This window comes from Curtobacterium sp. Leaf183 (assembly GCF_001424385.1).
Lineage (GTDB): Bacteria > Actinomycetota > Actinomycetes > Actinomycetales > Microbacteriaceae > Curtobacterium.
The window spans coordinates 618665-638984 of record NZ_LMPO01000009.1; the positions used below are offsets into that span (position 1 = coordinate 618665).

At 71.0% G+C, this 20320-nt stretch carries 16 protein-coding genes; 1 reads left to right on the forward strand and 15 read right to left on the reverse strand.

Annotated features, from left to right (window positions below; genetic code table 11):
• Positions 1 to 1278, reverse strand: a 1278-nt coding sequence (locus ASG04_RS17650; protein WP_162241727.1) for an Ig-like domain repeat protein, incomplete at its 3' end; no start/stop codon positions are given.
• 59 nt (positions 1279 to 1337) lie between these two features.
• Positions 1338 to 2489, reverse strand: coding sequence for a pyridoxal phosphate-dependent aminotransferase (locus ASG04_RS13830; RefSeq protein ID WP_056125837.1), 1152 nt, complete (start codon positions 2487 to 2489; stop codon positions 1338 to 1340).
• Between the two features lie 191 nt (positions 2490 to 2680).
• Here ASG04_RS13830 and rpsT point away from each other — a divergent pair, with 191 nt between their 5' ends.
• On the forward strand, positions 2681 to 2941 hold the full coding sequence (gene rpsT, locus ASG04_RS13835) for a 30S ribosomal protein S20 (protein WP_056125396.1): 261 nt from the start codon (positions 2681 to 2683) through the stop codon (positions 2939 to 2941).
• A 211-nt stretch (positions 2942 to 3152) separates the two neighbouring features.
• On the opposite strand, the gene holA is transcribed toward rpsT, so the two are convergent.
• The 13 genes from holA to ASG04_RS13900 all read right to left on the reverse strand — a co-directional run bounded on the left by holA (position 3153) and on the right by ASG04_RS13900 (position 20222).
• Entirely contained in the window at positions 3153 to 4172 is a 1020-nt protein-coding gene (gene holA, locus ASG04_RS13840; RefSeq protein ID WP_056125399.1) for a DNA polymerase III subunit delta, read from the reverse strand.
• Between the two features lie 122 nt (positions 4173 to 4294).
• Complete coding sequence (locus tag ASG04_RS13845) at positions 4295 to 6652, reverse strand: ComEC/Rec2 family competence protein (protein ID WP_056125401.1); 2358 nt, start codon at positions 6650 to 6652, stop codon at positions 4295 to 4297.
• On the reverse strand, positions 6649 to 7362 hold the full coding sequence (locus tag ASG04_RS13850) for a ComEA family DNA-binding protein (protein ID WP_082518145.1): 714 nt from the start codon (positions 7360 to 7362) through the stop codon (positions 6649 to 6651). The genes ASG04_RS13845 and ASG04_RS13850 overlap by 4 nt, the downstream gene beginning before the upstream one ends.
• A 94-nt stretch (positions 7363 to 7456) precedes the next feature.
• Positions 7457 to 10012, reverse strand: a complete 2556-nt coding sequence (gene leuS / locus ASG04_RS13855; RefSeq protein WP_056125403.1) for a leucine--tRNA ligase — start codon at positions 10010 to 10012, stop codon at positions 7457 to 7459.
• A gap of 97 nt (positions 10013 to 10109) precedes the next feature.
• Positions 10110 to 11804 (reverse strand): thiol reductant ABC exporter subunit CydC, encoded by a 1695-nt coding sequence (gene cydC, locus ASG04_RS13860; protein WP_056125404.1) that lies wholly within the window; start codon positions 11802 to 11804, stop codon positions 10110 to 10112.
• Entirely contained in the window at positions 11801 to 13453 is a 1653-nt protein-coding gene (cydD, locus tag ASG04_RS13865) for a thiol reductant ABC exporter subunit CydD (RefSeq protein ID WP_082518147.1), read from the reverse strand. Before cydD ends, cydC begins: the two co-directional genes overlap by 4 nt.
• A gap of 25 nt (positions 13454 to 13478) precedes the next feature.
• Complete coding sequence (cydB, locus tag ASG04_RS13870) at positions 13479 to 14483, reverse strand: cytochrome d ubiquinol oxidase subunit II (RefSeq protein WP_056125405.1); 1005 nt, start codon at positions 14481 to 14483, stop codon at positions 13479 to 13481.
• 1 nt (position 14484) lies between these two features.
• The gene (locus ASG04_RS13875; RefSeq protein ID WP_056125406.1) at positions 14485 to 15897 is read right to left on the reverse strand and encodes a cytochrome ubiquinol oxidase subunit I; all 1413 of its coding nucleotides are present in this window, start codon (positions 15895 to 15897) and stop codon (positions 14485 to 14487) included.
• 265 nt (positions 15898 to 16162) lie between these two features.
• The gene (locus ASG04_RS13880; RefSeq protein ID WP_056125407.1) at positions 16163 to 17086 is read right to left on the reverse strand and encodes an ABC transporter substrate-binding protein; all 924 of its coding nucleotides are present in this window, start codon (positions 17084 to 17086) and stop codon (positions 16163 to 16165) included.
• A complete protein-coding gene (locus tag ASG04_RS13885) occupies positions 17083 to 17811 on the reverse strand; it encodes an ABC transporter permease (protein ID WP_056125408.1) in 729 nt (242 codons plus the stop codon). The genes ASG04_RS13880 and ASG04_RS13885 overlap by 4 nt, the downstream gene beginning before the upstream one ends.
• Complete coding sequence (locus ASG04_RS13890; protein ID WP_056125411.1) at positions 17808 to 18524, reverse strand: ABC transporter permease; 717 nt, start codon at positions 18522 to 18524, stop codon at positions 17808 to 17810. The genes ASG04_RS13885 and ASG04_RS13890 overlap by 4 nt, the downstream gene beginning before the upstream one ends.
• The gene (locus ASG04_RS13895) at positions 18521 to 19447 is read right to left on the reverse strand and encodes an ABC transporter ATP-binding protein (protein WP_056125413.1); all 927 of its coding nucleotides are present in this window, start codon (positions 19445 to 19447) and stop codon (positions 18521 to 18523) included. The genes ASG04_RS13890 and ASG04_RS13895 overlap by 4 nt, the downstream gene beginning before the upstream one ends.
• 127 nt (positions 19448 to 19574) lie before the next feature.
• Positions 19575 to 20222, reverse strand: coding sequence for a TetR/AcrR family transcriptional regulator (locus tag ASG04_RS13900; RefSeq protein WP_056125415.1), 648 nt, complete (start codon positions 20220 to 20222; stop codon positions 19575 to 19577).
• Positions 20223 to 20320: the final 98 nt, after the last annotated feature.

The window sequence follows — 20320 nt, forward strand, 5'->3', positions numbered from 1 at the left end:
TCCGGCACCGAAGTCGGCCTCGGTCGTGGCGGACTGGACGCCGTCGATGCCGGACTGCTCGATGCGGATCGTGTGCTTGCCCGCACCGAGCGCGTCGATCGGGGTGGACCACGTACCGCCCGTGACCTTGCTGGTCCCGATCTTCGTGGTGCCGTCGAAGAGCTCGATGGTGGCACCCTCGGCGCCCGTGCCGGACACGGTGGCCTTCTTGGACACGTCCGCATCGAAGGTCACCGAACCCGTGGGAGCAGCAACGTCGCCGTCGTCGCCGCCGCCGTCGACGCCGAGGTAGGTCGGGTCGATGACGCCGTTCGCACGACCCTCGTAGGACGAGGCTCCCTCGAGGTAGTCGTCGAACCCGCCGCCGTTCCCCGTTCCGATGTACTTGACCGGATCGGCGACGTTCTGTAGGCCGACGCCTCCGGGCAGCTCGACCCACCGCCACTGCTGGAGGGCGCTGCCGTCGCAGCGGACGACCTCGTAGACGGGGCCGCGGTCGTTCGCGTCGAGGCACATCGTCGGGCTGGCCTCCGGGGAGAGCGGACCTGCCGCGCCGAGTGCGGGAGTCGTCCAGTCGGTGCCGGCGCGCGCAGCGGCGGCGGCATCAGCACCGGTCTTCGCCCGTCCGTACCCGCCACTGTCGGGGTCTTCGACGGCCCACCAGTACGTCCCCTGCCGGAAGACGATCCGCCCGTGGAGCCGATCGTCGACCGGCGGTGCGACACCACCGGTCAACAGGTCCGTGTCGACGGCACCCGTCCCGTAGGCGCTGGACTTCGCCGGCTGCAGGTAGTCCCTGGCGCCGTCCGAAGCCGTACCGAGGTAGTTCCGGGTGACGATGTTCTGGAGTGCTTTCCCCGTCGGGACGTCCACCCAGCGGTAGTCCTGGATCGGCGCCCCGGTGCAGGCGACCGCGATCAGCGCTTGCTGGTTGGGGTCCTCCAGACACGTTCCCTCATCGGACGCGGGTGAGACCGGCCCGGTCGCCCCGAGCGCCGGCGTGGTCCACGCGACGGCGTCCGCGACGACGGCCGCTGAGGAACCTCCCGGACTGACGGGTACGAGGGTGGACGACTCGGGAGCGCCGACGCCGTACCAGTAGGAGTTCGCGGAGCTCGGTGACTGCGCGTGGAACACCAGTGGACCGCTCAGGCGATCGGCCGCGGGCGCCGACGAAGGAGCAGCAGTGGCGGAAGCGGCGGTGAGCGCGCTCCCCACGAGGGCGGCGGATGCGAGCACGGTCGCGATGACGGACCGTCGCAGGACAGGGGGATGCATGGACAACAGGAGACCCTTCGAAAGTAGTATTTGGAATACTACATGTCGAAGGCCGTTGCTCACTTCTTCGGCAGCGCACCGAGCCCGCGACGCAGGTCCTCCGGCGTCGCCGCCAGGCAGACCCGGATCCACCCCTCACCCGTCCGGCCGAACGCGCTCCCCGGCGCCACGGCGACCTTCTCGCGCTGCAGGAAGGCGAGCGCCCACTCGGCGACGTCGCCGTCCGTCGCGTGCGAGACGTCGATCCACAGGTAGAACGCCCCGCGCGGGTCGTTGTACCGGATGCCCGCGGCGTCGAGGACCTCCGTCGCCACCCCGAGGTTCTCGCGGTAGTGCTCGCGGGCGTCGCGGACGGCAGAGTGGTCGCCCACGATGGCCGCCAGCGCCGCGTACTGGTCCGGTTCGGCGACGCAGCTGATCATCGCTTCCTGGGTCGTGCGCATCGTGGGGCCGAGACCCTTCGGGGTGACCAGGTACCCGACCCGGGCTCCGGTCATGGCGTACGTCTTGCTCAGCGAGAAGGCCGTGAAGACGCGGTCGTCCTCGTCGAGCGCAGCCGGGCTCACGTGTCGGACGTCGTGGGTGAAGTACTCGTACACCTCGTCGGAGACCACCCAGAGGTCGTGCCTCCGGGCGAGCGCCAGCACCTCGCGCAGGGTCGCTTCACCGAAGACCGACCCGAGCGGGTTCGAGGGCGAGTTGACCACGATCGCGCGGGTGTGCTCGGTGACGCTGGCTTCGAGGGCCTCGAGGTCGGGCTCGAACCCGTGCTGCGGTTCGAGGCGGTACGGCACCGGCGTCGCCCCGAGGATGTGCGCGTTCATCGTGAAGGTCGTGTACCCGGGATCCGGCACGAGCACCTCGTCGCCCGGGCTGAGCACGAGCGTCATGGCCTGGAAGAGCGCCTGCGTCGCGCCGACCGTCACCCAGATCTGCTCGAGGTCGGCGGCGATGCGGTTCTCGCGCAGGAGCTTCTCCTGGATCGCGCGACGCAGCGGCGCGATGCCGCCGTTCGGCGTGTAGCCGGTGTGGTCCTCCGTCCAGGCGCGTCGTGCCGCGTCGCCGATGTGCGTCGCCACGGGGACGTCGGGCTCCCCGATCACGAGCATCGTGACGTCCTCGCCGCCGGCCTGCAGGAGCGCCGCCTGCTCGAAGACGCGGCGGATGCCGGAGGCGGGGACGGTCTCGATCCGAGGTGCGAGGGACGGCATGCCGATCACGGTAACGGAGCCGTGTTTCCGGTCCGTGACACGCTCCTCTGCTCGTTGTCCGCGGCGCTCCGCCCTGGTAGTGTGGCTTGCTGGCTTGCGCGTTCCCCGCCCACGGGTGGAACGCGAGACGACCAAGGGCCCCTCTACCCAGCGGTCGCATTCACCCGTACGAGACGAAGCAGGAGCACCACATGGCGAACATCAAGTCGCAGATGAAGCGCATCAAGACCAACCTGAAGGCCCAGGAGCGCAACAAGGCCTACAAGTCCGAGCTCAAGACGCTCATCCGCCACACCAACGAAGCCATCACCGCTGGCGACAAGGAGAAGGCCGCTGCCGCTCTCGTCACCGCGACGAAGAAGCTCGACAAGGCCGTGAGCAAGGGCGTCATCCACAAGAACCAGGCCGCGAACCGCAAGTCGGCCATCGCGAAGAAGGTCGCGTCGCTCTGACGCACTGACCATCTCGGAAGCCCCGCACCGTTCCGGTGTGGGGCTTCCGTCGTTCCGGGCGCTGAGTGGGGTGCTTGCGCCGAGACGCCGCCGAGCCCCCGAGACGGAGCCGGACTCGGCGGCGTCTCGGCGGGCATGCGGCGTCTCGGCTACCGCACGGCCTGTCAGCAAGTGCGGCGCCGCGTGCGCCGGCCAGGAGGCCCGACCGGCGTCAGCGGGGCTCGCCGCGTCGGGCGATGGTGCGGACCATGACCTCGAGGGCGTAGTGCGCGTCGCGCGAACCGCCCTTCACCGCGGTGTCCGCCTCGGCGATGCTGATGATGGCGTTCGCCAGGCCGGACTCGCTCCACCCCGCGACGTCGCGCTGCGCACGCTGTACCTGCCACGGCGCCAGCCCGAGCGCGGAGGCGGCCTGTCCGCTCGACCCGCGGAACGCGCTGACCTTGGCCATCGTGCGGATCTTGCTGGCGAAGGCGGCGACGATCGGCACCGGGGCCTCGCCGGTCGCGAGGGCGTGTCGGAGTTCGACGATCGCCGGCGCGGACCGACCCGCGAGCGCGATGTCGGCGACCTTGAACGCGTTGGTCTCGACGCGGCCGCCGTAGTACTTGTCGACGACCTTGTCCGTGATCTCCTGGGCTTCGTCCGCCAGGAGCTGCCGGCACGCCGCCGCCAGCTCGGCGAGGTCGTCGGCGAACGCGGCCACCAGCGTCCGGACCGCCGAGGGAGCGATCCGGCGCCGCGCGGCGCGGAACTCGGCGTTCACGAAGTCGATGCGGTCGGTCTCGCGCTTGAGCTCGTCGCACTGCACCTCGATCCCGCCGCCCACACCGCTGCGGACCGTGTCGAGCAGCTTCTTGCCGCGGACGCCACCACCGTGCCGCAGGACGAGGGTGACGTCGTCGGCCGGGGCGCCGAGGTACGAGATGGTCTCGGTGATGAAGGCGTCGGTGCACTTCTCGACGTTGGTGACGCGGACCATGCGTGGTTCGCCGAACAGGGACGGACTGGCGAGGGTCGCCAGCAGACCCGGCGCGTACTGGTCGGCTTCGAGGTCGTGGACCTCGAGCGCGGGGTCTTCGCCGAGGAGCAGGTCCCGCAGCATGCCGGTCGAGCGCTCCGCCAGGAACGTCTCGGGGCCGGTCACGAGGACGACGGGCGCGGGACGGATGCCCGACCACGGGACCTGGTCGATCTTCGCGGCGGCTCGAACGGGCTTCTTGGCGGGCATGCGGTCCTTCCGGTCGTGCGGCTCCCGAGTCTACGGGCCGACCCCGACACGGCCCGCGCCGACGTCGACGGGACGACGTGCCCCGACGCGGCCGATCCTGACGGAACGGCAGCGGTGGCATCCTATCGCTCGGTCCAGACCTCGGGGCCATCGGCACCGCGCCGGACGACGATCGTGCCCTGCCGGTCGGTCCGGAAGGGCGTCGTCCCCGCTGCGGTGAGCATGTCCAGCGCCCGGGAGGTCGGATGCCCGTAGGTGTTGTCCGCACCCACGCCGATGAGCCCGACCGGCGCCGCGAGCTGTCGGTAGAGTCCCGGGTCCTGGTCCGACGAGCCGTGGTGCGACACCTTGACGACGTCGACGGGTCCCGGTTCGACCGCGTCGCGCAACCGCCGCTGCGCGCGCTCGTCGAGGTCCCCGAGGAGAGTCGCACGCACGCACGTCCCGCAGGTCTGCGCGACCGAGGTCGTGACGACGATGCTCGCCGCGTTGCCACTGGTCGTGTCGCCTGCCCTGGGCCAGAAGACCCGCCATGCGAGGGCGCCGAGGGTCCCAGCAGTGCGGTCGTCGGCCCGCCGGACGTCGACCCCGGCGCCGACCAGGTCACGCACGACGGCGTCGTCAGCGGGGCGTCCGGGTGGGCCGACGAGTGCGACCTCGGAGATCCCGGCGACGGTGTCCACGGCTCCGACGTGGTCCCGGTCGAAGTGCGTCAGGACGAGCAGGTCGACGTGGTGGACGCCGAGCAGGTCGAGGCAGCGCTGGAGCCGGTCCGGGTCGTCCCCGACGTCCACGAGCGCGGTCGAGTCACCACTGCGCAGGAGCGTCGCATCACCCTGTCCGACGTCGCACGCCGCGACGCTCCAGCCCGTCGGCAACCCGGCGCGGACGAGCAGTGTCGGCACCGAGGTCGACGCGACACCGATCACCACGACGACCGCTGCCACGAGTAGCACACGCGACCGGATCGCCGCGGGGGCGAGGACGGCGACGACGACCGCGGCGCTGACCACGACGGCCGCTGCGACACCGACCACGCCGAGCGGCCAGGGCACCGACGCGAACGGCAGCACCGCGGCCCCGCGGGCGACGGCCCCGATGGCGGCTGCCGGGACCCAGGCGATGCCCGCGATGACGGTCGCACCCCACGGCCACACCGGTGCCAGGAGACAGGAACCGAGGCCGAGGACCGTGACCACGGGCGCGAGCGGCTCGGTGAGCAGGTTGGCCGGCACCGCGTACGTGGGCAGGGCGGGGGCGAGTGGGATCGTCAGCGGCCAGCATGCGACCTGCGCTGCGATCGGCACGGCGAGGGCAGCCGCCACCGGGGTCCAGCACCGTCGGCCGAGCAGCGCGGTCAGCGGCGGGGCCAGGACGACGATCCCGCTGGTCGCCAGCACGGACAGCCCGAACGCGAACGAGCGCGCGGACCACGGGTCGACGACGAGCATGCCGACGGCCGCGAGACCGATGAGCGGGACGCCGCGGACCGGTCTGCCGACCAGGTGCACGACGAGCGCGACGATCGCCATCACGGTCGCCCGGACGATCGAGGGGTCCGGGCGGACCAGGACGACGAACCCCAGCAACAGCACAACCGCGCACGCCGCGCGCGTGACCCGCCCGAGGCCGAGCGCGCGACCCGACAGCACCGCCAGGGCGACGACGACGGCGCAGTTCGAGCCCGACACCGCGGTCAGGTGCGTCAGCGCGCTGGTCTCCATCGCCGACGCGGTCATCGGGTCGAGACCACTGCGGTCCCCGATCGCGAGACCGCGCAGGAGTGCGCCGCCCGGCTGCGGCAACCGGGAGGTCACGGCGGCGAAGGACGCCCGGAGGTCGTTCGTCGCCCCGAGGAGCCCCGACGCGTCCGTGACCGCGCTCGGAGTCCGCAGGAACAGCACGAACGCGGTCGACGACCCCGGCTCGTCGGGCTCGATCTGCGCGGGCCCCGACAGTGTGGCACCGGCGCCGAGTGTGTGGTGCCGCTGGTCGTCGCGCGACGGGACGACCCGCACCGGCACGTCGAGTCCCGCGGCCTCGCCGACGGAGCGGAGCGTGCCGAGCACCGACCGGTCAGCCGCGGCGAGGTCCCGGTCGAGGACGACGAGGACCGGAACGGCACCGGCCCGCGGAGGGTCGAGGGCCGCGGGACGCCGACGAGCGTCCCCCACCGCCACCGCGACCGCCACCAGGCCGACCAGCAGTCCGGTCGTCACGAGCAGGGCGGCCGTCACCCGGAACACGGACCCCACGAGTGCCACGGGTGCCACGGGTGCCACGGGCATCCGATCGGCCGTGCGACCGTGGGCCGCACCGCGGACGACGGTGACCACGAGCGCGACCGCCGCCACCGCACCGCTGACCGCACCCACCCGCCAGACTGCCTGCGGGACCCCGACGAGGACCGCTGCCGCGACCCACACGACCGCTGCAGGGACGGCGATCCGGAGGTCCGACCGGTCCGGTGCGACGTTCACACCCGCACCCGGTCCTCGAGCTCGGCGAAACGAGCGTCACCGATGCCGTTCACCTCGAGCAGGTCCTGCACCGATGCGAAACGGCCGTGCTCCTGACGCCATGCCAGGATGCGCTGCGCGAGCGCCGGGCCGATGCCCGGCAGTGTCTCGAGTGCGGTCTGGTCAGCGGCGTTCAGGTCGATGACGTCGCCCGGCCCACCACCGGCACCGGGAGCCGACGCACCGCCCGCGCCCGGAGCCGACCCACCGGCACCGGTACCGGCACCAGCACCGCTGCCCCCGTCCACGGTCGCCGGGATCTCGGTCTCCCCCGTCCGCGGCACGTACAGGCGTTCCCCGTCGACCACCGCGCGCGCCAGGTTGACCCGAGCGAGATCAGCGTCCGGACCGGCCCCGCCCGCCGCGTCGAGGGCGTCCGCGACCCGGCTGCCACCGGGCAGCGTGACCAGACCCGCGCGCCCGACGGCGCCGACCACGTGCACGACGACGGGTGCCGGCGACGCCGAGGGGGCCGGGGAACCGGACCCGGCGCCGGGCTCGGTCGTGGGAGGAGCCGTCGGCGCGGCGGAGACCCCCGCGGCACCAGACACGGACACCGTGCCCGCACCGCCGCTCCCCCGTGCGCCGAGCACGACGACCACCAGGGCGACCGCGACGACGACCGCCGCCAGGATGACCGCCGCACGCGGCGAGAGGGTGAACCGGGACATGCCGGGAACGCTAGGGAGCCCGACCGTCCGACCAGGCTCCCCGACGTGCGACTGTGGAGCGCCAGGAACACGCTCGACATGTGGAGGAGCGGCGCTACCCCTTGATGGCGATGTTCACGAGCTTCGGCGCCCGCACGATGACCTTCACGACCTCGCGCTCACCGATGTACCGTTGCACGTTCGCCGACGACCGCGCGAGCTGCTCGAGCTCGTCCGCCTCGATCGACTTCGACACCTCGAACGAGTCGCGCACCTTGCCGTTGACCTGCACGACGGCGGTCAGGGTCTCCTGCACGAGCAGCGTCGGGTCGGCCTTGCGCCACCCGTGCGTCGCGACGGTGGTGTCGTGGCCCAGCTGCTCCCACATCTCCTCGCCGGTGTACGGCGCGAACACGCTGAGCCCGAGCGCGATGGTCTCGGTCGCCTCGCGCACGGCGGGGTCCGCGGCGCCGGGGCCGCTGTCGATCGCCTTGCGGGTCACGTTCACCAGGTCCATCAGCCGCGCGATCACGACGTTGAACTTGAAGGACTCCATCAGTCCGGGCGCGTCTGCCAGGAACCGGTGGGTGACCTGGCGGACGGCGCGGTCCCCGTCGGCCCACACGGCGTCCGGCGACGAGGTGACGTCGGTCGCCAGGCGGTAGGCGCGGGCGAGGAAGCGCGCCGAGGCCGCCGGCGAGACGTCCTCCCAGTTGATGTCGTCCTCGGGCGGACCGGCGAAGCCCATCACCAGGCGGATGGCGTCGACCCCGTGCGCGTCGAGCTCGTCGCCGAGCGAGACGCCGCCCTTCGACTTCGACATCTTCGAGCCGCCGGACAGCACCATGCCCTGGTTGAGCAGCGCCGAGAACGGCTCGGTGAAGTCGAGGTAGCCCAGGTCGAACAGCACCTTCGTCACGAAGCGCGCGTACAGCAGGTGCAGGATCGCGTGCTCGACGCCGCCGATGTACTGGTCGACCGGTGCCCACTTGCGGGCGAGCTCGGGGTCGAAGGCCTGCGTGTCGTCGTTCGCGGACAGGAACCGCAGGAAGTACCACGACGAGTCGACGAACGTGTCCATCGTGTCGGTGTCACGGAGCGCAGGGGTGCCGTCGACCGGGTTCGGCACGTTGACCCACTCGGTGGCGCCACCGAGCGGCGACGTCCCCTTCGGCTTGAGGTCGAGCCCCTCGGTGGACGGCAGGCGGACCGGCAGCTGGTCGAACGGCACCGGGTGCTCGGTGCCGTCCTCGCCGTGGATGATCGGGATCGGGGTGCCCCAGAACCGCTGGCGCGAGATCAGCCAGTCGCGCAGGCGGTAGGTCTTGGCCGCGCGACCGGTGCCACGCTCGTCGAGGAGCCTGATCGCCGCGGTGATCGCGTGCTGCTTCGACATGCCGTCGAGCGGGCCGGAGTTGATCATCCGCCCCTGGCCGGTCAACGCCTGGCCCGTCGATGCCGGGTCGAGCGTCGGCACGTCGAAGTCGTCGAGCGTCGCGCCCTCGGGGATCACCGGGATCGCGCCGGTCACCGGCTGGTTCGTGTCGACGACGACACGCACCGGCAGGTCGAAGGTGCGGGCGAAGTCGAGGTCCCGCTGGTCGTGCGCGGGCACCGCCATGACGGCGCCGTGACCGTAGTCGGCGAGCACGTAGTCGGCAGCCCAGATCGGCAGGCGCTCACCCGTCAGCGGGTGGACCGCGAACCGGTCGAGCGGGACGCCGGTCTTCGGGCGGTCCGCGTTCTGCCGGTCGATCTCGGAGGTCTTCTGCGTCGCCACGAGGTAGTCCGAGAACGCGGTGCGCACCGACTCGTCGGCGGACTCGACGAGCTCCGCCGCCAGGTCGGAGTCCGGCGCCACGACCAGGAACGTCACGCCGTGGATGGTGTCCGGACGCGTGGTGAACACCGTCACGGGCTCGTCGCGCCCCTCGATGACGAAGTCGACGTCCGCGCCGACCGAACGACCGATCCAGTTGCGCTGCATCGCGATGACCTTCGACGGCCACCGTCCCTCGAGCTGGTTGAGGTCGTCGAGCAGGCGGTCGGCGTACTTCGTGATGCCGAAGTACCACTGCGTCAGCTTCTTCTTGACGACCACGGCGCCGGAGCGGTCCGAGGTGCCGTCGGGCAGGACCTGCTCGTTCGCCAGCACGGTCTGGTCCACCGGGTCCCAGTTGACCCAGCTGTCCTTCCGGTACGCCAGGCCCTTCTCGTACATCTTCAGGAACAGCCACTGGTTCCACTTGTAGTACTCGGGGTCCGAGGTGTGGATCTCGGTCGACCAGTCGAACGACGGCGCGTACCGCTTGAACGACGCCTTCTGCTGCGCGATGTTGGCGTAGGTCCAGGCCCCGGGGTCGACCCCGCGCTTGATCGCCGCGTTCTCGGCGGGCAGCCCGAACGAGTCCCAGCCGATCGGGTGCAGCACGTTGAAGCCCTGCTGCCGCCAGTACCGCGCCACGAAGTCGCCGAGCGCCCAGTTCTCGGCGTGGCCCATGTGCAGGTCGCCGGACGGGTACGGGAACATCTCGAGGATGTACTTCCGGGGACGGCGGTCGTCGTGGTCGGTGGTGAAGAGCCCGAGCTCTTCCCAGCGGCCCTGCCACTTGTCCTGGATACGACGGAAGTCGTAGGCGTTCGGGTCCTCGACGTGCTGCTCGGTGGTCACGGAACTCTCAATCGGTCTGGAGGCGCGGTGCAGGTCCGCAAGACATGCGCCGGTCCCCAAGGGTACAAGCCCGGGGCACCCGGCACGGACGGCGGGCTCACCCGACCAGGCGGCCGTCCCGCATCCGCAGGGTCCTCGTGACGAGCTCCGGCGGCACCGGCACGTGCGACACGACGACCACGGTGCGCCCTGCGCCACGGGCCGTCCCGACCAGGTCCCGCAGCACCCGGTCCCCGAGGTCCGGGTCGATGCCCGCCGTGGGTTCGTCGAGCACCAGCACGGGGAACTCGTGCAGCAGCGCCCGGGCGAGTGCCAGGCGGTGCGCCTGACCGCCGGACGCCAGGACGCCGCGCTCGCCCACCCCGGCGTCGAGTCCACCGCGGCGGGACACCCAGTCGCCGAGCCCGACGCGGTCGAGCACTGCGAAGAGCTCGTCGTCCGACGCGGACTCGCGCGCGAACAGCAGGTTCTGCCGGACGGACTGGTCGAAGACGAACGGGTCCTGCTCGATGAGCCCGATCCGCGCACGGACGGCGTCGGGGTGCATCGACCGGGCCTCGACCCCGTCGAGCGTGTAGCTGCCCTCGTGGTCGACGAAGCGCACCAGTGCCTGCGCCAGCGTGGACTTGCCCGCGCCGCTCGGACCCGCGACCACCACGACCTCGCCGGGGTGCAGGTCGAAGGAGACGTCCCGGACCGCGGAGGTCGCCGACCCGGGCCAGCGGACGTGCATCCCCCGCACCGCGACGGACACCGGACCGTGCACCACGAGCGACGCCGGTGACGCGGGCTCGTCCGGCTCGGCGACGAGTCCATCAGGCAGCGTCGCCGGGACGACCTGCTCGACCCGCTCGGCCGCCGCGCGCACACGGCGCAGGGTGAGGACCGCGATCGGCACCGTGCCGACGACCTCGAACAGCGCCAGGGGGACGAACACCGCCAGCGCCCACAACGGTCCGTCGAGCGCCCCGGACACGACCTGCGGTGCACCGACGGCGAGGATCCCGACGACCGCACCGCCACCGGCCAGGCCGACGAGGGCGCCCACGAGGGACTCGACCGCTCCGCGTCGCCGGACCGCTCGGGTCACCCGTCGGTCCAGGTCCTCGACCTGGCGGAGGCGCTCGTCGAGCGTGCCGTACGCGGCGAACACGTCGAGCAGCCGGACCGTGTCGAGCACCAGGTCGGCGACACGCCCTCGGTCGGCCGCGGTCGCCTGGTCGCTCGTGCGGGCGATCGACGCCGTCACGACCGAGCCGACGAGCGCCGCCACGACCAGCGCCACGAGCAGGACGAGCGCCGCCGGCAGTGACACGACCGCCACCGCGACGACGGACAGCACGGCGGTCGTGCCGGCGGACACGAGCGGACCGACGACTCGGATCGGCAGGTCCTGCAGCCGGTCGATGTCCGTGACGAGCCGCGTCAGCAGGTCGCCCCGGCCAGCGCTGCCGAGTCCGGCAGGAGCGACCGACGCGAGCCGCCGGTACATCGCCGTCCGGACCACCGCCAGCTGCCGGAACGACGCGTCGTGCCCGGCGAGCCGGTCGACGTACCGCAGCGCGGCCCGGCCGAGCGCGAACGCACGCACCCCGACCATCACCAGCGTCAGGTAGAGGATCGGCGGGTGCTCCGCTGCACGGGTGATCAGGTACCCGCTCGCGGCCAACAGCGCCACGGCGCACAGCGCACTCAGCGCGCCGGCCGCGACCGCGCGTCCCCACCCGGCCCCCGTCGGCGTCGCGAGTCGCAGGACGGAGCCGGACCGGGCCTCCCGTTCGGTGGTGCTCATGCGCGCGCTCCGGTGACGGCCCCGTCGACGGCGACACGGACGTCGGCCGCGGCGACCACCGCGGGCCGGTGGCTCGCGACGACGACGACGGCGCCCCGGTCCGCCAGGCGGCGGACGGCGGTCAGCACGGTCGCCTCGGCCTCGGCGTCGAGTGCGGACGTCGGCTCGTCGAGCACGACGAGCGCCGTGTCTGCCTGCGCGGCCCGGTACAGCGCACGAGCCACGGCGACGCGCTGCGCCTGGCCTCCGGACAGGCCGGTGCCACCGGAGCCGACCTGGAGGTCCGGGTCGAGTCCCAGCCCCACCGCACCGAGCGCAGAACGCACCGCGACGTCGTCGGGGGTCGCGCTGAGCGCGACGTTCTCCGCGACCGTCCCGCGCAGCAGGCGGGGCCGCTGGTCGGCCCACGCGATCCGGTCGGCCCGGGTCGACCCGGCCGGCCCCGGCACGGTGACCCCGCCCTCGTGTGGCAGGACCCCGCGGATCGCGGCGATCAGGCTGGACTTGCCGGATCCGCTCGCCCCGGTCAGCACGACGACCGACCCGCGTGGTGCCTCGAGGTCGACGGGACCGATGCGCACGTCGTCGCGACGGACCGTCACGCCGCGCAGGACGAGCGCGTCGGCGCCGGCCGCACCGACGGTGGCGGTCGGCGCCGCATCGTCGGTGGCGGTCGGCGCCGCATCGTCGGCGTCGAGGACGTCGAGCACCGCGCCGGCGGCCTCTGCGCCGTCCTGGGCCGCGTGGAAGTCGGCACCCACCTGCCGGATCGGGGCGAAGGCCTCGGGAGCGAGCACCAGGACGAACATCGCCGCGCCCAGGCCCATCGATCCGTCGACGAGCCGGATGCCGATCGTGACCGCGACGAGTGCGACCGACAGGCTGGCGGCGAGCTCGAGCGCGAAGCCGCTGACGAACGACAGGCGCAGGACCCCGAGCGTGCCGCGCCGGTACTCGTCGGTGACCGTGCCGATGCGGCCGACCTGTCGCCGTGCGCGTCCGAAGACCTTGAGGGTGGCCAGTCCCTCGACGGCCTCGGTCCAGGCGCTGCCGAGCCGTGCGAGGGCGTCGGCCTGACCCCGCTGCAGCGCCTGGGTGGCCAGCCCGATCAGGACCATGAACACGGGGATCACCGGCAGGGCGCACAGGACGATGAGCGCGCTGGTGCGGTCGCCCAGGCCGATCGCGACCAGCAGCACGGGCGTCGCGGCGGCGGTCAGTGCCAGCTGCGGCAGGAACCGGCCGAAGTAGGCGTCCAGGGCGTCGAGCCCGGGGCCGAGCGTGGTCGCGAAGCCGGCGCTCGATCGCCCGGCCAGCCAGGCGGGGCCGCGTTCGGCGGCCCGCGCCAGGACCGTCGTCCGGAGCTCGCTCTTGACCGACGCAGCTGCACGGGCGGCCAGGTCGTCCGTCGCCCACGCCGCGACCGCCCGCACGGCGAAGGCCGCGCCGAGCAGCGCGAGGGTGGCGGGGAACCGCTCGGGGACCACGCCCCGGTCGACGGCGTCGATCACCTGGGTCACCGCGGCCGCGACGGCCCAGGCGATGCCGATCGTCGCCACCGTCCGGAGCAGTCCGGTCGTGGCGGCGGCAGCGACGAAGCCGCGCGCGGACCGCGACAGGCGGAGCAGACGCGGGTCGAGCGGTTTCATGGCGTGCCTTCCCGGGGTCGGTGACTCAGTGGGCAGCGGCGGTCACGTGTGCACGGGAGACCCGCTTGCGGAAGACCCAGTAGGTCCACGCCTGGTAGGCGAACACGAGCGGCACGAAGACCAACGCCACCCAGCTCATCACCGTCAGCGTGTAGGTGCCGCTGCTCGCGTTCGTCACCGTCAGGCTGTTCGCGGTGTCGACCGAGTCGGGCATCACGTTCGGGAAGACCGCCGTGAACATCGCCAGCACGACCGCGGCGATCGTGACGGCCATCAGGGTGAAGGCCCGGCCTTCACGGCCCCAGGCGTTGCAGAGCACGGCCAGCACGAGCGCCAGGGCGGCGACGACCGACAGCACGAGCGACGTCGGCGTCGCGCGGACGAACGCCATCGCGACCAGGAACACCGCAGCGACGACGATCGTCACGACGCCGGCGCGGGTGGCCAGGCGCTTCGCCCGGATGCGGATGTCGCCCTCGGTCTTGAGCGCGATGAACACGACGCCGTGGGTGAAGAACACCAGCAGCGTGGCGACGCCGGTGAGCAGCGCGAAGGGGTTGAGCAGGTCGAACACCGTGCCGGTGAAGTTGTGTCCGGCGTCCATCGGGATGCCCCGCACGACGTTGCCGAACGCGACGCCCCACAGGAACGAGGGCACGGCACTGCCGACGATGATCATGAGGTCGAAGCGGCGCTTCCACGACAGCTGCTTGTCCTGGTGTCGGTACTCGAACGACACCCCGCGGGCGATGAGCGCGGCCAGGATGAGCAGCAGCGCCAGGTAGAACCCGGAGAACATGGTGGCGTACCACTCCGGGAAGGCCGCGAACAGGCACGCACCAGCCACGATGACCCACGTCTCGTTGAGGTCCCAGACGGGTCCGATCGTGTTGATCATCACGCGGCGGTCCGTGTCGTCGCGGCCGAGGAAGGGCAGCGCCATGCCGACGCCGAAGTCGAAGCCGTCCAGGACGAAGTAGCCGACGAAGAACAGCGCGACGATCGCGAACCAGAGCACGGGCAGGTCCATCTCAGTACACCGTCACTTCGTGCTTGACCTCGCCGGTCGCTTCGTCGACCTCGGCGGGCGCCGCCGGTCCTTCTTGGGCCACCTTCTTGATGAGCCGGAACTCGACCACCGCCAGGGTGCCGTAGATGAGCGTGAACACCACGAGCGAGATGAGTACCTCGAGCCCGGTGACGTTCGGGGAGACGCCGTCGGCGGTCTTCAGCAGACCGAACACGAGCCACGGCTGGCGGCCCATCTCGGTGAAGACCCAGCCGACGATCATCGCGGCCATCGGCAGCGGGACGGCCCACGTCGCGATCCGCCACACCCAGCGTTGCGTCGGGAACCGGCCCTTGCGGGTCAGCCAGAGCCCGGCGAGCGACACCATCACGGCGCCCACGCCCAGGGCGATCATCCAGCGGAACGACCAGTAGGTGACCCAGATCACCGGCTTGTAGTCCCCCGGGCCGTAGACCTGGCTGTACTCGGCCTGCAGGTTGTTGATGCCCTCGACGGTGCCGCTGAACGTGTGCGTGGACAGGAACGACAGCAGGTACGGGACGCGGATCGAGAACAGTTCGTGCACGCCGTCCGGGGTGCCGAGCGTGAAGATCGAGAACGAGGCGTCCTTGCCGGTTGCCGTGTTGTACAGGGCTTCGGCCGCCGCCATCTTCATCGGCTGCGTGTCGACCATGGTGAGTCCGAGCTGGTCGCCCGTCAGCACGGTGAGCGCTCCGGCCGCGACCATCGTCCACAGGCCGAACTTCAGCGCGGGCATCATCGTCTCGAGGTTCTGGTTGCGCGCCAGGTGCCAGGCGGCGACCGAGATGATCACGCCGGCCGCCACCATGAAGCAGGCGAAGAGCGTGTGCGGGAAGGCCGCCAGCGCGACCTTGTTCGTCAGCACTGCCCAGATGTCCGTCAGCTCGGCGCGGCCCTTCGCCTGGTTGATCTCGTACCCGACGGGGTGCTGCATGAACGCGTTCGCCGCGATGATGAAGTACGCCGACATGATCGTCCCCGCGCTGACGCACCACATGCTCGCCAGGTGCAGGCCCTTCGGCAGGCGGTCCCACCCGAAGATCCAGATGCCGATGAACGCCGCCTCGAAGAAGAAGGCCAGGATGCCCTCGAGCGCGAGCGGTGCGCCGAACACGTCGCCGACGAACCGGGAGTAGTTCGACCAGTTCATCCCGAACTGGAACTCCTGCACGATGCCGGTGACGACGCCCATCGCGAAGTTGATGAGGAAGATGCGGCCGAAGAACCGCGTGAGCTGCAGGTAGTGGGCCCGGCCCGTGCGGTACCACGCCGTCTGGAACACGGCGACGACGACGGCCATCCCGATGGTGAGCGGGACGAAGAGGAAGTGGTAGATCGTCGTCAGGCCGAACTGCCAGCGCGACAGGATCAGAGGATCGAGGAGGTCGTTCATGCGGCTGTTCCACTCGGGGTCGCCGCGCGCAGGTGGTGCACGTCAGTTGCTTCCTGTAGGAGGGGCACTTCGTTCTCGTCGCGTCCTCGGGACACTGCAACGGTACCGAGTGGAGACCTGCTCCTACAAGTTGTAGAAGCCGCTCGTGCACGAACGTGCAACCTGCCTGCACGGCACAACCGTGCGGAAATCCTGTGCTCCACGAACAACGACAGGTGCCGGGCGTTCGCCCGACACCTGTCGTTGTACTACCGGGTCGCGGTCCTTACAGCAGACCCTTGTCGGTCAGGAACTCCTTGGCGATGGTGGACGCCTTCTCCTTGTCCGCGGTGCTCTTCGAGTTGAGCTCGATGAGCGCGTCGGTCGTCAGGACCTTGCTGACCTTGTCGATGTCGGCAGCGGCCTTGTCGCTGACCTTGCTCGACACGACGGGCGTGACGTTCTGCGGCAGGATGAGGTTCTTCGGGTCCTTGAGGGACACGAAGTCGTTCGCCTTGATGCTCGGGTCCGCGCTGTAGATGTCGGCGAGCTGGACGGTGCCGTCCTTGAGCGCCTTCACGGTCAGGGCCCCGCCGGAGTCCTCGATGGCCGTGAAGCCGACGTCGACGCCGTACTCGGACTTCAGGCCCTCGGGACCGTACGGTCGGGTCTGGAACTCGGAGTTCGCGCCGACGGTCAGCTTGTCGCTGACCTTCGACAGGTCGGACAGGCTCGTGACGTCGTTCTTCTCGGAGAACTCCTTGGTCACGGTGTAGCTGTCCTGGTCCGTGGCCTCGGCCGCGTCGAGTGCCCGGAGGCCCTTCGGCAGTGCGTCCTTGAGGCCGGCGGAGATCTCCGACGCGGTCTTCGCGGTCGAGTTCTTGTCGTAGTACTGCAGCAGGTTGCCGCTGTACTCGGGCATGACGTCGATGGCGCCCTTCTGCAGCTGCGGGAGGTAGACCTCGCGCTGGCCGATGTTGAAGTTGCGCTTCACGCTGAAGCCGTCCTTCTCGAGGACCTGGGAGTAGAGCTCGGCGATGATCTCGTTCGAGTAGTACTGCTGTGAGCCGACGACGATCGTCTTCGAGTCGGACGAGGCGCTGGAACCGCTGTCGAGCGGGTTGCTGGACGCGCAGCCCGACAACGCGGCGACGACGCCCGCGGCCAGCGCAACGGCGATGCCTGCGCGGATCTTGGGTGCTGTGATCACGAGGGATTTCCTTCCGGGATGGGATTGCGGGCTCGCTCGCGCGATCCCTGGCGTCCCCCCGCGGTGCGACCGGAGACGCCCGCGGGCACCACCGCTCGCTGGAGCAGGGAGAAGACGATCTCGAACGCGATCGCGAGTGCGATCACGAGGACAGAGGCGCCGAGCATCTCGGCGTAGTCCTGGGTCTTGAGCCCCAGGAAGACGTAGCCACCGAGGCCGCCGGCCCCGACGTACGCGGCGAGGGTGGCGGTGGCCACGACCTGCAGCACGGCGGCTCGGATGCCACCGATCAGCAGCGGCAGGCCGAGCGGGACCTCGACCTTGGCCAGGATCTGCCACCCGGTCATGCCCTGCGCCCGGGCTGCGTCCACGGTCACCGGGTCGACGGACTCGATGCCCGAGTAGGCACCGGCCAGCACCGACGGGATCGCGAGGATCACGAGCGCCAGCAGCGGCGCCTGCAGCCCCACGCCGAGCAGCAGGCCGAACAGGGTCAGGACGCCGAGTGTCGGCAGGGCGCGGATGCCCCCGGACAGCGCGATCGCGACACCACGGGCACGCCCGGTGTGCCCGATCAGCCAGCCGAGCGGCACGGCGATCAGCGACGCGATGACCACCGCGAGCAGCGAGATCCAGATGTGTTCCCACAGCCGCGTCGGGATGGCGTTGTAGCCGCCGTAGTTGGCGGGGTCGAACACCCACGCGAAGGCCTGTCCGATGATCACGAGGTCACCTCTGCAGCCTGCAGCACCCGGCGCGCCTGACGCTTGGACACAGTGGACTTCCGGGTCCAGGGCATCACGAGCCGACCGAGCAGCACGAGCAGTCCGTCGAGCGCGAACGCCAGGACCAGGACCATCACGATGCCGGTCACGATCTCCTCGGTGATGCCGCGACCGATGCCGTCGGTGAACAGCGAGCCGAGGCTCTGGATGCCGAGCACGGCACCGACGGTCGTGAGCGAGATGGTCGACACCGCGACGACGCGCAGCCCCGCCAACAGCACCGGGCCGGCGAGCGGGAGATCGACGCGGAAGAACCGCTGCGCTCCCGAGTAGCCCATCGCCGTGGCGGCCGAGACCGTCGGGCCGTCGATCGACTCGAGGCCGTCGACGGTCGACCGCACCATCAGCGCCAGGCCGTAGAGCGTCAGGCCGATGACGACGTTGACGGGGTCCTGCAGACCGGTGCCCAGGATGCTCGGCAGCGCGATGAACAGCGGGAGCGAGGGGATCGCGTAGAGCAGACCCGCGACCGTGACGATGCCGCCGCCGACGCCGCGAGTGACTCGCCGACCGCCGGCGCGACGGAGCCGGACGACGAGCCACCCGATCGGGATCGACAGCAGGAAGCTGATGACGATCGGCGGGATCGCGATCACCAGGTGTGCGACGACGTCGTCCCAGATCGTGTCGACGTTCGCCAGCACCCAGTTCACTCGGTGCTCCCACCCTGCGCCGGAGCACCCGCTGCGTCGTGGGACGCAACAGCCTCAGTCGTGGCGGACGGGGCACCCTGCACTGCTGCCGCGGCGTCCACCACCGCCACGGGACCGGTCAGGACTCCGGCAGCACGACCGTCGCCGTCGACGACGATCGGACCGGTGGGGGTCTGCTCGATGCGCAGGGCACGACGGCCCCGGCCCGCACCGATGAAGTTCGCGACGAAGTCGTCAGCCGGTTCGGAGAGGATCTCCGCCGGCGTGCCGAGCTGGGCGATCTCGCCGCCCTTCTTGAGGATGACGACCTGGTCGCCGAGCTTGAAGGCCTCGTCGATGTCGTGCGTGACGAACACGACCGTCTTGCCGAGCTCGCGCTGCAGCCGGATGAGCTCGTCCTGCAGGTCGTTGCGGACCAGCGGGTCGACGGCACCGAAGGGTTCGTCCATCAGCAGGACGTTCGGGTCGACGGCCAGGCCGCGCGCGACGCCGACGCGCTGCTGCTGCCCGCCGGACAGCTGCGACGGGTACCGGTCCGCGAACGCCCGGTCGAGACCGACGGTGTCCATCAGTTCGAGGGCCCGCGACCGGGCCTCGGACTTCGACACACCCGTCAGCAACGGGACCGTGGCGATGTTGTCCACGACCTTGCGGTGCGGCAGCAGCCCCGAGCTCTGCATCACGTAGCCGATGCTGCGGCGCAGCTTGACGGGGTCACCGTCGGCGACGTCCTTGCCGTCGATGGAGACCGAGCCCGACGAGGGGTCGACCATCCGGTTGATCATGCGGAGCAACGTCGTCTTGCCACAGCCGCTGGACCCGACGAAGACCGTCGTGGTGCGGGATGGGATGACGAGGTCGAACCGCTCGACGGCGTTGGTGCCGTCCGGGTACGTCTTGCGCACCGAGCGGAATTCGATCATGGGTGGGTGCCCTTCTGGTGGGAGGTAGCCCGACTCCGAGTGAGAGTACCCGTCAGGACCGACAGTGGTTGCACCGCGTGTCGAATCGTGACGTGTCGCGGACAGCGGGAGACCCGCCCGGAACACGTCAGGAGGCTGCGACGACCTTCTCGAGGTAGCCCCGGCTCATCGTGCGGTAGGCCTCGATGAGCGCGGTGTCCGGGTGCTCGCGGTCGCGGTGCGCACGGGCGAGCAGCGCGTGGGACGACTCGGCCAGGACCACCCACGCACGCGAGACCGCTTCGTTGTCGGGCATGCCGAACCGTTCCCGCAGGATCGTGCCGACGGTGCCGCCGAGCGCCGCCATGCGGTCGTCGTCGTCACCGACGCCCGAGTCGGCCGGGTCACCGAACCGGATCGCGCGGAACCCCGGCTCGGTCCGGTACATCTCGCTCGTCATGTCGATGAGGGCGTCGCAGGCTTCCTGCCAGGTCGTCGCCCCGCTGGTCTCGAGCGCCTCGACGAAGCGGGCCGCCAGACGCTGCGTGCTGCGGATCGCGAGGGCCTCGACCACGGCGATGCGGTCCGGGAAGTACCGGTAGACCGTGCCGATGGATGCCCCGGCGCGCTCGGCGACCATGGCGGTCGTGAGCCGCTCGAACCCGATCTCGTCGATGACGGCCGCTGCCGCGTCGAGGAGTCCGGCGAGGCGTGCCGAACTGCGGGCTTGGACCGGCTCGTTCCTGAGCAGTGATGATCCCCCCGGCAGTGCGTTCGAAACCTCGGTGACGAGCACGTGTTCTCCTTCTCGCAGCGAGCGCGGACTGATTGTGTGACGGGGCAACTCTCCCAGAGCCCGGCTGGAACATCGCTGCGATTCGTCGAGTGTCGACA

Bases quoted from the DNA above. Each gene is read 5' to 3' on its own strand.
- ASG04_RS13895 (WP_056125413.1), bottom strand. From the start codon at position 19,447: ATGATCGAATTCCGCTCGGTGCGCAAGACGTACCCGGACGGCACCAAC.
- ASG04_RS13850 (WP_082518145.1), bottom strand. From the start codon at position 7,362: ATGTCCCGGTTCACCCTCTCGCCGCGTGCGGCGGTCATCCTGGCGGCG.
- ASG04_RS13830 (WP_056125837.1), bottom strand. From the start codon at position 2,489: ATGCCGTCCCTCGCACCTCGGATCGAGACCGTCCCCGCCTCCGGCATC.
- holA (WP_056125399.1), bottom strand. From the start codon at position 4,172: ATGCCCGCCAAGAAGCCCGTTCGAGCCGCCGCGAAGATCGACCAGGTC.
- cydB (WP_056125405.1), bottom strand. From the start codon at position 14,483: ATGGACCTGCCCGTGCTCTGGTTCGCGATCGTCGCGCTGTTCTTCGTC.
- ASG04_RS13875 (WP_056125406.1), bottom strand. From the start codon at position 15,897: ATGAACGACCTCCTCGATCCTCTGATCCTGTCGCGCTGGCAGTTCGGC.
- rpsT (WP_056125396.1), top strand. From the start codon at position 2,681: ATGGCGAACATCAAGTCGCAGATGAAGCGCATCAAGACCAACCTGAAG.
- cydD (WP_082518147.1), bottom strand. From the start codon at position 13,453: ATGAAACCGCTCGACCCGCGTCTGCTCCGCCTGTCGCGGTCCGCGCGC.
- cydC (WP_056125404.1), bottom strand. From the start codon at position 11,804: ATGAGCACCACCGAACGGGAGGCCCGGTCCGGCTCCGTCCTGCGACTC.